Annotated in this window: 7 protein-coding genes and 1 pseudogene; 2 read left to right on the forward strand and 6 right to left on the reverse strand. The window is 70.8% G+C overall.

Translation table 11 applies throughout. From position 1 onward, the window contains the following. Nucleotides 1-23 precede the first annotated feature (23 nt). The 6 genes and pseudogenes from IGA62_RS30575 to fxlM all read right to left on the reverse strand — a co-directional run bounded on the left by IGA62_RS30575 (nucleotide 24) and on the right by fxlM (nucleotide 9,484). Entirely contained in the window at nucleotides 24-2,783 is a 2,760-nt protein-coding gene (locus IGA62_RS30575) for a BTAD domain-containing putative transcriptional regulator (protein WP_269780482.1), read from the reverse strand. A 262-nt stretch (nucleotides 2,784-3,045) separates the two neighbouring features. Next, nucleotides 3,046-5,097 carry a hypothetical protein gene (locus tag IGA62_RS12260; protein WP_145821544.1) on the reverse strand — a complete coding sequence of 684 codons (2,052 nt, stop codon included), beginning with the start codon at nucleotides 5,095-5,097 and terminating at the stop codon, nucleotides 3,046-3,048. A 38-nt stretch (nucleotides 5,098-5,135) separates the two neighbouring features. Further along, on the reverse strand, nucleotides 5,136-7,007 hold the full coding sequence (locus IGA62_RS12265; protein ID WP_145821542.1) for an Hsp70 family protein: 1,872 nt from the start codon (nucleotides 7,005-7,007) through the stop codon (nucleotides 5,136-5,138). A 189-nt stretch (nucleotides 7,008-7,196) separates the two neighbouring features. After that, a complete protein-coding gene (locus IGA62_RS30930; RefSeq protein ID WP_145822270.1) occupies nucleotides 7,197-7,622 on the reverse strand; it encodes a GFA family protein in 426 nt (141 codons plus the stop codon). A gap of 78 nt (nucleotides 7,623-7,700) precedes the next feature. Continuing rightward, nucleotides 7,701-8,237 (reverse strand): annotated as a pseudogene (locus tag IGA62_RS30935) (AAA family ATPase); the annotation flags it as partial. Next, nucleotides 8,234-9,484: a methyltransferase, FxLD system gene (gene fxlM / locus IGA62_RS12280; protein ID WP_232624987.1), complete on the reverse strand. Its 1,251-nt coding sequence runs from the start codon at nucleotides 9,482-9,484 to the stop codon at nucleotides 8,234-8,236. The gene fxlM and the pseudogene IGA62_RS30935, both read right to left, overlap by 4 nt. Nucleotides 9,485-9,894: 410 nt before the next feature. On the opposite strand from fxlM, the gene IGA62_RS30070 reads away from it, so the two are divergent. Both IGA62_RS30070 and IGA62_RS12290 read left to right on the forward strand, forming a co-directional pair. Beyond that, entirely contained in the window at nucleotides 9,895-11,346 is a 1,452-nt protein-coding gene (locus tag IGA62_RS30070; RefSeq protein ID WP_232625069.1) for a helix-turn-helix transcriptional regulator, read from the forward strand. After that, nucleotides 11,343-12,266: a phosphotransferase enzyme family protein gene (locus IGA62_RS12290; protein WP_232624988.1), complete on the forward strand. Its 924-nt coding sequence runs from the start codon at nucleotides 11,343-11,345 to the stop codon at nucleotides 12,264-12,266. The genes IGA62_RS30070 and IGA62_RS12290 overlap by 4 nt, the downstream gene beginning before the upstream one ends. Nucleotides 12,267-12,493 lie beyond the last annotated feature (227 nt).

Genomic DNA, 12,493 nt, shown 5'->3' on the forward strand with positions numbered 1-12,493 from the left:
AGCCCGACCCATGTATGTGCCGGTCATTGGACGGCCCCGTCCTGTTCGGCGAGGCGCGGGCCGCGCTGTAGTCGGTTGACCAGGGTGGTCGCGAGGGTGGCCGTGTCGTCGCTGACGTCGGTGTCGATCTCGTCGAGGGCGCAGGCGAGTTGGCGGCGCAGGTCACGGATCGCGGCGGCGTCGCCGAGGGTGGCGTGGGCGCGCATCGCCGCCTGGTACAGCGCTTCGGCGTAGGGGTGGTGCCTGATGGCGTTGGTGAGCGCGGCGAGTGCCTCGCGGGGTTGGTCGTGCAGGGCGTCGGCCAGCGCGAGCGTGGCGTCGACGGCCTGCCGTTGGACGGCCTCCCGGTAGGGTTCGATCCATTCGTAGCCCTTGTCGCCGGCGAGGGGCCCTTGGTAGGTGTCGATGGCGCGACGTAGGGCGGCGATGCGGTCGGCGTCGGTGGTGGCGCGGTTGGCCTGGTCGAGGGCGTCGCTCATGCGCCACAAGTCCACGTCGACCGTGTCCTGGTGCAGGATGTACCGCCGGTCGGGGTGGGAGAGATATGTGGTGGAGCCGCCGGTGCGTTTGAGGACGCGGCGCAGGTTGTAGACGTAGGTGTGCAGCCGGTGGGGTGCCTTGCTCGTGGCCGCGTCGGGCAGCAGGTCCTCCAGGATTGCTTCCTGGCTCGCGGTGCCGCCTCGGGCGGCCAGGTAGACCAGCAATTCCAGGGACTTGCCGCGCAGCGGCTGGGTGGTGTCCATGTCGACGATCCGGGCGTCCCCGAGTACCTGCACCTCGACGCGTCCTGGCCCGTCTCCGGCAGCCGGCGGGTGCGACATGGCGTCGTCCACGGCGGGGGCGGGGTGCTTGTCGTCGGTGGGGTTTGCCTCGTCGGCGGGTGCCGGCTCGCTGTCGTCGTCCTGGTGATCGTCGCTGTCAGGTGGCGAGGGGTCGGCGGGTGGCGGCGGCTGGGAGTCTCCGGTGTGGGACTCGGCGAGGACTCGGAGCAGGTCGACAGCGTCGTGTGGATCGATGACGTTGAGCCGGCCGACGTTGGCCGGGTGGTTGCCACCGCGGTGGGCGTCGCCGTCAGCGGGGCGGGTGGTCCCGTCGTCGGCGACGATGACGGTGTCGCCGTTCGGCCAGGCGCCGAGGAGGACGCCGTGGATGTCGAGGCGCTGCCCCTGGGTGAGCAACGTGGAGACGGCGCGCTCGTCAGGAACCTCGTCGGCATCGGCGATGACCAGCATCGGCGGCAGCGGTGCGGCGAGGGCGTCGGCGTCGCGTAGCTCGGCGACAGTGTCAACGTCGTAGTCGGCGCACCAGCGGGCACGGTGCAGGATCTCCTCTTCCAGAAGCGTCACCGCGTCGAAATGCCGGTGGGTGACCGTCAGCCGTGGTGTGTCGGGCACGGTCGCGGCCGATCCCAGCAGCGTGGACAGAGTGGTGGAGGAGATGACGACGTGGGCGCGTCCGTAGGGTTCGTCGGCACTGCCAGCGGCGAGCGCGGCGACCAGGAAACCTCGGGCTGCCGCCTCGGCGTTGGGTCCGATGATCCCCAGTCCGGACGGGGGCCACATGTCGCCCAGTTGGTCGGTCGACGCTGGCGTGAGCGGGCTCGGAGTCTGCTCGGGGTGAAGCAGGTCGGAGGGCAGGCCGGTCCGGTCGGGCTCGCTGCCGGGTGTGCTGGGGTCCGTGCCCGGCTGGGTGGTTGGTGTCGCTGCGGCGGCCAGGTGGCGCAGCGCGCGGCGGATGCGGGTGACCAGCGGGGGCATCGGTGCCACGCTCGGATCGTCCAGACGTAGCAGTGGCGTTGGCGGGCGTGGGTGGTATCGGCGGCGGCGGTGCGCCCAGACCAGGGCGACAGCCGCTACCACTGCGGTCGCTAAGCCGAGGTCGATCCAGCCGCCGCGACCGATCTGAACACCGCAGGGTGCGGCCGGAGCAGACTGCAGATCGGGCGTCGGTTGGGCGGCCGGTGAAGCGGCTGTCGGGCTGGTCACCACTGTTGTCGGGGAGGTTGCTGGTGCCGTCGAGGGTGTCTCGGACGTGTTCTCGCCAGCGGGGCTGCCGCTGCTCGGGGTGGCGGGGGTCGGGCCGTGGGGGGCGGCTGGCGCTGCGGGTGTGGGTGGCTTCGCTGGGGGTGCCGCAGGCCGCGTAGCGGTGCTGGCGGGTAGATCGAGGACCCAGCCGGGACGGATCAGGTCCGGGTCGGTGAGGGTGCCGCCGGTGGCAAAGCGGGTGCCGCGGTTGAGGGCGAAGATGTCGTCCCAGCGGTCGCGGTCGCCGAGGCGGTGCGCCGCGATCGTGGACAGTGACTCGCCGCGCCGCACCTTGTGGGTGGGGCTGCCATCGGCGACCGGACGGTCGCCCGCCCGGCTGTCGGCGGCCAGGCGTGCGGCATCGGGTGCGGGATCGTGGAGCGTCGCGGTGGCTGGTGCGGGCGCGGCGTGGGCGGCCACACCGCTGGTGGTGATGGCGGAGGCCCCGAGGATCGCCGCGGTCAGACCCTGAAGCGGCCGGGGCAGGTGGATCGGCGGCAGCCACCGCGTCAGGCGGGTGGCGGCGGCGTAGAGGCGAACCGCGACGGCGGCGGCCAGCAGCGCCCACACCAGCCACGCCGCGACCAGGACGACCATGGTCAGGAAGCCGGGAGTCAGGGGCTGGTGGATCCACGCCCGCAGCAGGGCCATCGAGGGACGCGGGACAGCGTCGCCGCCGACGCGTACCAGGATGGCCGGCACCACGGTCACGAGGATGGCCACTGCCGTGGCCCGGGCCAGAGCGGACGGACGCGCCACAGGGTGCCTCCTTCGACAGGGGTGCGCGAAACGGTCCGGCGGGAGGGTGCGCTCCGCCGGTGACAGGGGAATGCGCGGTGCCGTCGACGGTATGACCGCAGGGTGCCGCCGGGACACGGTTGGCGGGCTTACAGCACCTCACACGGCCTTACACAGCCTTACAACCCCAGCTCAGCGGCCTGTCGCACCAACGCGTCCGGGCATCAAGGAAACGTCGGCGGACCTGCCCTCTCGGCAGCGATGGATGGCCGTCGCTGGCCGTTCACCGCACTGCGCGCCCGGCCCCTCGAGGAAGGTCGGTGGCGGTGAGCCCGGCGTGGGCGAGCCGCTTGTCGTAGGCGTCGAGAAGGTCGCTCGCCGCGACGTGGTCACCGAGGGATGCCAGGATTTGTGCCGCTCGTTGGTGCAGGTGCTCGTTGTAGGGGTCGACACGGATCGCGTCCTGCAGCAGCGCCAGCGCCTGACGGCGATCGGGCTGCGCGTCCGCCAGGGCGACGTAGGCGTCGATGACGTGCCGGCGGACGACTTCACGATGCGCGTCAAGCCACGGCCAGGCGTACCCGTCGGCGAGGGCACCACCGAACTGGTCGATCACCGCCTGCCAGGCTCGCGGCCGGTCGGTGACGGTGGTCGTGGCCTGCTGTACCGCCTGGTGCAGCCGCCACAGGTCCACGTCCAGGTCGGGGCTGAGCCGGTAGCGGTCGTCGGCATGCTCGATGAGTGCCACACCGCAGGTGTCACGTATCGCCTTACGGAGGTCGCTTATCGTCGTGTAGAGGCGGCCGGTGACCCGGTGGGCGGGCAGGCCCGGCCAGATCGCTTCGACCAGGTCCCGTCCGGTGACGCCGTGCGGGTGGACCGCGAGGAAGACGAGGGCCTGCAGAGCGGCGCTACGGCGGATCCTCACCGGCGTGCCCTGGAAGGACACGCTGACACCGCCCAGGACCCGCAGCCGCACCGCCGACGGATCCGATCGTCGGGCGTCGCTGCTGGTCTGGTCGTTCGGCTTCCGGGCAGGGGTTCGGGGACGTGGCAACAACGGCGGCGGAGACGGCTGGGTGAGCGACCCTCCGATGGTGATGGCCTCCGGTGGGCTGATCACCGTGAGGATGTCCCTGACGGCCGCCCTGTCCAGTACACACATTCGGCGACGGGCATCGGGGCTGTGAGGGCTGCGGATACGCCCGGACGGATCCACACTCCAGGCGTCGCCGGCGGGATACTCCCCGACGACGATCAAGGCGACGTCGTTGTCGGCGGTGGCCGCTGCGAGAGAGCCGCTGGCTGGGGCGTGGGTGAGCAGCAGCAGCCTGCCGCGATTCGCCGTCTGGTCCTCGGCAGAAGGTGGGGGTGCAGGAGTGGGTTGCGATGTCACCACAGCGAGGGCGTCGTCGAGTGTCGGTGCTACGTGGATTCCCGCCACGGCGGACACTGGCGGGTGTGGGCCGAGGAGCGCGTCGATGTCGACGCGGGTGGTGACGAGCCGCATCGCCGGTGCCGGGTCGCGTAGCGCCTGGAGGGCGGCGGTGACCAGGATGCCTCGGGCAGCGTCGGACGCGCCCGGCCCGGTCAGGCCCACCCCGCCGGGAGGGAACACCACGACCGGCCCATCGCCGTCCTGCCTACCTACTGCAGGGGTGTCCTGGCCGGTGTGGTCACCCTGCCGGTCGGATTCGGTGGTGACGGCCGTCTGGGCGGCGGCGACGACGGCGGGAAGTGGTGCCAGGTCGGGGTCACGTGGTTGCGGATCGGGTGCGGCGGGCCGGTAGGAGCGGCGGCGCCGTAGCCACAGCAACGCCCCGGCGGCGGCTATCTGCTCGGCGGTCTCCCGGGGCATCCAGCCACCCGGCACCACCACTCCCGCCACCTCGGCCTGCCGGTCCGGGGCCTGCTGGTCCAGCGGCTCACGGGAATCGCCAGCGGCTGCTGGGGTGGTGGCGACAGGTTGATCCGCTGCGGGGGCGGCGGTTGCGGTGTTCGTCCCGAGGACCGCGACCCCGGCGAGCCCGGTGGCCGTGGCCTGCAATGGCGTCGGGAGCGGTATCCGCCGCATCCACCGGGCGACAGCCTTCACCCGGACCAGCACACGCAGGACAACCGCCGCGACCACCAGCAGCCACAACAGCCATCCACCGATCGTGAGTGCCGCCGTCACGGTCTGGGCGGTAATCGGTTCCGCCACCCACTGCTGCAGCTCTGCCAGGCTGGGCCGGGAGGGCAGCGGCCAACCGGCGAGGCGCACCAGCAGCACCGGAGGCACCACCACCAGCAGCACGACCACCATCACGGAGGCGACCTGCCGCGGCCACCGCACCGCTGATCACCTCACCCGGGCCGTTGGTAAGGCCGCAATCACCCGGCCGCCCTCATCGAGGCTGGCGGGGTGGCGCGCACGACGCGGGTCCACAGCCGCTGCACCCACCACACTGCCGCTGCGGTGGCGTAGACGGCCCCGAGGATGCCCGAGGCCCGCCAGCTGACGATCGCCGCACTGATCACCGCCACCGGGGCGGCCAAAACCAGCCGCAGCATCAGCGGCCCCACCACCGCCATCACCACCGCGACACCCAGCAAAGCGCCGCCGACCCGGCCAGCCAGGTCGATCCACAGCACCATGCCCGGCCACCGGTCGGCGGTCAACGAGTACTGCACCAGCACCATCCCGGCCGCCGCCGTCACCACCGAGCTGTTCGGGAACGCCAGGAACTCCGCCCAACCACCCGGCGGGGTCCGCCATCCCCGAGCTGCGACCACCGCCGCCGTCAGCGCACACACCAACATCGGTGTGACCGGCAGCAACGTCCACCGCAGGAACGGGCCCACATCGAGGCCGAGGTAGAGGCTCCCGACGATCGCGTACATGCCGGCGACCGCGGCACCGAGCGACACCGCCGCGAGGATCCCCGTGCCGACCTGCCCACCCTGCGACCGGCTGCCCCCGCCAGGCGGGGTACGGGCAGCGGACAACGCGCCCAGAACGGTGCCGGCGTTCAGCGCCGCGACGACCGCGAACACGGCAGCCAGGGCGAGCTCACCCCAGTTCAACAGCGCCCACCTGTACACGAGCGCGCCGTTCCACTCCGCCGTGAACAGAAACTGCGCCACCAAGCCCAGCGACACGAACCCCGGCACCACCATCGCCGCCGCCCGCCGCACCGACGGCACCGCCACCGCATCCGCGACCTCGGTGGGCGGTGCGGGCATGCCCACACCGGCGGCTCCCCGCACGGCCGCGGTCACCGGGTCGTGTACGACCACCGGTGTCACCTTCGCCGCCTCACCGATCACGGCGGCGGTCATCGGCAGCAGGGACGCGCCGCCCACGCAGTAGACGCCTGAGATGTCCTCGGGCAGCAGATCCGCCGCCGCGATCACCTCCGCGGTCAGGCGACCCGCCCGCTCCACCACCGGCAGCGCCACCTGCTCCAGCATCACCCCGTTCACCACCACACCGGCACCCGACGGCAGGGGAACTGTCACCGCCGGATGCCACGACAACGACTCCTTCGCCGCACGCACGCTCGCCAGCACCGCCCACCGGCCGTCACCAGCCGCGCCAAGCCCGCTGTCACCGCTGCTTCCGGCCAGCACGTCGGCCAAGGCCCGGTCCACGGCATCGCCACCGGCGTCCTCATCGGCGAGGGTGGCCAGGACCTCGAAGCCGGCCGGGCCCCGCCGCAGCACCGTCACCTCCGCGCCAGCGCCGAGGTCACAGACCACCACGAACGCGCCCACCAGCAACTGCATACCAGCAGCCACCAGGTGCTCGGCGACGGCGACCGGAGCCTCCACCAGAGTGGGTTGGCCTAACCCCGCCCGGTGCGCGGCGTGACGCATCCACGTCCGGCGCCGAGGCCCCCACCCCGCCGGCACCACCAACCGCACCTCGCCCACTGGCCCACCGACCAGCCGCGCCGCCTCATCAGCCACCTGACGCAGCACCGCGGCCATCACGTCGACCGACTCCACCTGAACATCGCCCACGGTCACCTGGTCACCAGAAGCGAGGGGCGACGCGATGAACCGGTCGGAAAGCGTCGATGCGGCCCGCCATGCCGCCTGCCCCGTCAGGAAGGAGCCGTCCTCGGCCACTGCCACCGCGCTCGACAACACCGGCCCGCCGTCGAACGTCAGCGGCGTCCACCCGCCGTCCGGGCCCGCGACGACCGCCACCACCCCAGCCCGGCCGACATCGATCGTCAGACGTGCTTCCGCAGGTCGCATGCGAGGTAGTCAAACATGAATCTCTCACTCATGTCACTCCGCTCTGACCTTGAACGCAACATCAACGGCTGCGCCTCAGCGGTCGAGTGGAGGTTGCCCAACCATGTCGAAATCCTCGCTGGCTGCGCTCGGTGAGCATGTCGCAGCCGAGTGGTGGGCGCTGTCTGACAGCGGCCCACCACCCGGACGTCAGCTGACGGTGCTGTGCTGGGTGCCGGGGACCTGAGGCATCCAGGAGACTGCGGCGTCGCGGAAGGAGTGGTTGACCGGGACGAGGCGGGGGTCGTCCTGGTCGTCCAGCGCGCTGAGGTTGATGCCGATGAGCGTGTCGCCGTAGTCGAACGCCGCCACCGAGCTGCCACAGACGGCGCAGAACCCTCGCTTAGTCTCGCCCGGGAACGTGTCGAACCACGTCGGCTCGCCGCCTTCGCCGGTCCAGCTCAGTCCCTCCAGCGGGAAGCTGACCCCCGACTGGATCGGCCCGCCGGCCCGCTTCTGGCAGTGGGTGCAGCTGCAGACGTGGGGGTAGTCGGGCTCGCCGCTCACGGTGAACCGGATCTTCCCACACAGGCAGCCGCCGGTCCGGACCTCGCTGGCGACGACCGACTCGGGCATCAGCTGAGATCCCTCGGAGGCCGCCGCTGCGGCGGCAGACTCGTCGGATTCGCGGGCGCAGTGCCGGCAGCGCCGTGGACAGGGCGTCTGGGGTGCCGCGCTGGTGAGGCCGCTGGTGTGCAGGATCGTGGTGACGGTCTGTTCGAAGGTGCTGGTCTCGGCGATGACAATCTCACCGGGGACGTCGAGCAGGTCGCGGTGGGCGTACCAGGTACGCATCTCGTCGGGGGTGACGGGGATGGGCTCAGCGCGGCTGAGGTGGCGACGGACGGTCTCGTCGAAGGACACATCCAGGTAGAACACGGCGGCCGGTCCGGGATGGTTCTCGATGAGCTGATGCAGGACGGGGGCGTACCGCTCGGTGTGCAGGATGCCTTCGAGGATGACGTGGTAGCCGAGGTCGAGGGCGGTGCGGGCGGTCGCGGTGATGAACGCCGGAGCGACCGGGTCGATGTGTGAGCTGTCGTGTTCGCGGAGCACGATCCGACGCAGGTGGTCCTGCTCCAGGAGCGCGATGCCACGGCCGTAGCGTCGGCGGGCCTCGCGGGCGGCGGTCGTCTTCCCGCTACCGGAGTTCCCGCGAACGACGACGAGGGTCGGCTCGGTAGCGGTCACCGATGATCTCCGGCGGCGGTCCAGGTGATAGCGGTGGTGGTGTGGTGGCGAGGAACGAGTAGTTGTGGCTGCCGGGTGGGCGGGATGGTGACGCCGGTGGGGTACACCCTGATGTCCGGGCCGGGCTGGTGGCGGTGGTCACGGTCCCAGACGGTGATGAGGTCGACGACGTGCTGGGTCAGTGGTGCGGCGTGGGGGCCGTAGCCACGAGCGCCGAACTCCCAGGTGGTGTCGTCGAGTTGGCGGATGGTGAGGTAGGCGATGCTGTCGCCGGTGAGAAGGGCGGGGCAGGAAACCCAGTTCTGCGGGTCCAGGTCCACAGCGCGGTCCCGGTCGACGGCGAGGAGGCCGTACGGGTGGGGTTGGCTGGCCAGCCAGAGGTGCAGTGACTCGAACGACGTCGCGGGCGGGACGGTCACCTCGGACCAGGCATCGACCCGGGGACCGTCCAGCACGGGGGTCAGGGCGTCGAGGTCGAGGGACCGGGTGTCGGGGTCGTCGATGCGCAGGGTCACGTCGTCGCCGCGCAGCGCCCGCCGGGTCACGGGGTTGGCACCGGCGCCTTGCATGGGCACGAAGCCGCAGAGGACCGAATCGGTGGCGGTGAGGTGGTCGCCGTCGCGGGTGAGGGTGAGACATCGGGTGTTGCCGCGCATCCGCAGCGGTACGACGAGGACACCATCGGGGGCAAGCTGATCGGCCCAGGCGGGTGGAATGTCGCTGGCCTCCACGGTGACGACGATCGCCTCGTACGGCGCCCCTGCCGGCCAACCGGTCGCCGAGTCGACCTGCACCACCTGGACGTTCGGGTACCCGGCGATGTCGAGGGCGGCCCGGGCGTTGGCGACGATGTCGGAGTCGATGTCGATACTGGTGACCATGCCGCGCGGGCCGACTACCTCGGCGATGAGCGCGGCGTTGTAACCGCCGGACCCGATCTCCAACACCCTCCCACCCGGCTGCAGGCGGGCGGCTTCCAGCATCATGGCCTGCAGCCACGGCGCGGAGATGGAACTCGTCGCGCGCCCGTCCGGGCCACGTTTCGTGATGACCACGTCGTCGGCGTACGCGGCGTCGACGCTGACCTCGTCGGGGGCGAACAGGTGCCGCGGCACCCGACGAAACGCCGCCTCCACCTCCGGTGAGGCGATCCGGCCGTCAGCGAGCAACCGGTCGACCAGCCGGGCCCGGGCCTCCTCCGGGCTACTGTCGACTTCCGGGGTGGTGTCGAGCGCGGAACCAGCCACAATCAGACCTCCGTCGGTGCGGGTGCGGGCGCGGGGCGACGATATAGGGCGCATACGACAAAACGAACTTCTCCCGGCGGAAGGATTCCGCGCCTCGCGCCATCCCCAGCCCTTGGTTGCGATCTGTCCGTTACGTTCGTCAGCCGTGTCGAAAATTCGTGTCGAGGGTGTTCGACATCGGCCCATCAGGCGTTGAGTAGCAGCTCACCTCAGTTGGAACAGCCGATGCGCGCTCCCGGCCGCGAGGCCACCGCCAATCCGGATCGGAGTTGCCCACTGGCTAAGCCACGTCCCTGTTGGACGAGTCGAACCATTGCCGCTGCGATCCGATAGTGTCGACCCACCGTGTGCCGCACACCGTCCATGGCCTGGTCGGCAGCCTTGGCATAGGTGGAGGGGCCAGAGCCATGATCGACCGACAGCAGCTCCAAGAGGCGAGACAGGCTCTCGGCCGCAAGCTCGCCGAATGGCGCAAAGCGCGGCAGCTCATTCAGGACGACTTGGCGCGGCAGGTACACAGCAGCCGCAGTACTGTCGCCATGGTCGAACGCGGTCGTCAAGTCGTGGACCGGATCTTTTGGCTGCAGTGCGAGTCGGTGCTGGACGCCGAGGGCGAGTTGATCGACGCCTATCAGGCCTATCGGCAGCTTGAAGACCAGCACAGGGTAGAGAAAGCCGACGCCGCGCGCCGAGCCCGGTGGGGGGTACTGGCCGACAGCGTCAATGGGGCCGGCGATCCTGACTCCGGCCTTACCGCCGCCGCTTCACCTGAGGACGGCAACGCGCTGGACCACCGCGTGGGAACGAGCAGCGCCGATGGTCAGACGGTCGGTCCCAGCGGCTTGGAGGGCGACAGGCAGCGGCGGAAATTACTGACGTCGATCGCTGCGGTCGCCGCCGGATCGGGCCTGTTGGGCCTGACGCCGAACACCACACCTCGACGTGTCGGCGTCGGCGACGTTGCCCGAATCGAAGCCATCACCGCTCTGTACCGGTCAGTGGACTACGAGGTCGGCGGCGGGGCGCTCTATGCGGAGGTCGGCCGATTCGCCGAGGCCACCTCTGTCCTGCTCGCATCGGCCGATACGGGTCCAGGGAACGCGAGCCTCGCCACGGCAGTTGCTGCAGCCCGCCAGCTGGCCGGTTGGACTGCCTTCGACGCGGGACGGCACAGCGACGCTGGCCGTCACTGGCTCGCCGCCGAACGCACTTCCGTTGCTGCAGGAAACCAACTCCTCGCCGCCCGGACCCGCTACTGCCAGGCCCGCCAGTTCCAACATCTGCACCACAACCAGGACGCCCTCGCTACTGTGCGCCTCGCTCACGACCAGCTCGGCCGCGAGGCCACCCCTGCGCTGCTGGCCATGCTGCGCGGCGCCGAAGCCGCCTCGCTGGCCGCGCTCGGCGAGCATGCCGCAGCAGTCACCGCACTCGAGCAGGCCAGCGGGCACTTCGAGGACATCGATCCGGACCAGGAACCGGACTGGATGCGCTTCTATGACCGCGGCGAGCTGCTCGCCCAGTACGGTCGCGTCTACCGCGACCTGGCCCGCCACGACCGCCGTCACGCCGACCGCGCCGTGGAGTGGACCCAGGCCGCGATCGCTGCGTTCGGCCCGCAGAATGTGCGCAGCACCGTGCTCAACACGGTCGGGCTGTGCAGTGCGCTTGCGCTGGCCGGCGAACCAGACCGCGCCATCGCCGTCGGCTCCACCGTGATCAGTCAGGCGCAGCGGTTGACGTCGCGGCGAGTTCGGGACCGCGTTCGTAACCTCGCCCGGGACATCAGCCCGGACATTCGCCACAGCGGTATGACCGACTTCCGGCACACCGTCATACGGCTCTTCGGGGCAGCCGTATGACGAACAGCAGCACAGGCCGCCAGGAGGTTGGTGGCCGGTTCGGCGAGGCCTCGATGCGGCAGGCCGCGCAGCAAGTGGCGGCGCGACTGGGTATCAACGGCGAACACGCACTGCTGCTGCGGCTGACCAACAACGCCGTGTTCGCCTTCCCCGATGCTGGCGTCGTCATCCGGATCACCCGCTCCCACAAGCTGCAGCGGGTCGCGAAGGTAGTCACGCTCGGCCGGTGGTTCGCCCAGATCGACGCGCCCACGATCCGACTCGCTCCTGGGTGGGAGCAGCCGGTCGACGCCAATGGGCTGCAGGCCACCATCTGGACCTACCTGCCGCCCCAGCCACCAACACCGGACGTGACGGACCTCGGCCGGGTCCTGCGCGCCTTCCACAACCTCGGCGCCCCCAAGGTGCCGCTGCCGGTGTGGGATCCCGTCGGTGATGCCCGCGCCCGACTCGCCGATGCCGAAGCCCTTCCCGATGCCGACCGGCGGTTCCTGCTCGATTGGTGCGACCGGCTGGAACCCCGGATCGCCGCGCTCAACCAGCAGTCACCCCCCGGGCTGGTACACGGTGATGCGCACGTGGGCAACCTGCTGCGCCGCCCCGACGGCCGTGTCGTGTTGTGCGACTTCGACGCCACCTGCCTCGGCCCCTGGCAGGTCGATCTCGTCGCCGTCCCGGTCGGGGAAGTCCGCTTCGGTCGACCTGGCGCTCACGCCCGTCTCGCCGCAGCCTACGGCTGCGACGTCACCACCGACCCCGCCTGGCCGATTCTTAAAGAAGCCCGCGAGCTGAAGATGGTCGCCGCCGCCGTGCCGCTGCTCGCCTCGGGGCCGCACGTCGCACGGGAGTTCACAGTCCAGCTGCGATCGATCCACCAACGCGACGACACCGCACGCTGGACCCCGTTCGCCGACCTGTAACGACCGCCATCGGTCGGCGGCAGCCCGATCGGGACTGCCGCTATCGATGCCCACGCGCTGCCCGGTGTCGAGATTCCGTGTCGAGGGTGTTCGACATCGGCGCGGCAGGCGTTGAGTGGTGGACATGCCTGGCACGGAGCCAGGCGTCCAGACGATCGGGTACGGCCCCACTCCGAAGGAGTTGATCGCCATGACGCATCCACCTCAGGCGCTCGACGCTGCTGCGG

Source organism: Micromonospora sagamiensis, assembly GCF_014680085.1.
Classification (GTDB): Bacteria; Actinomycetota; Actinomycetes; order Mycobacteriales; family Micromonosporaceae; genus Micromonospora; species Micromonospora inyonensis.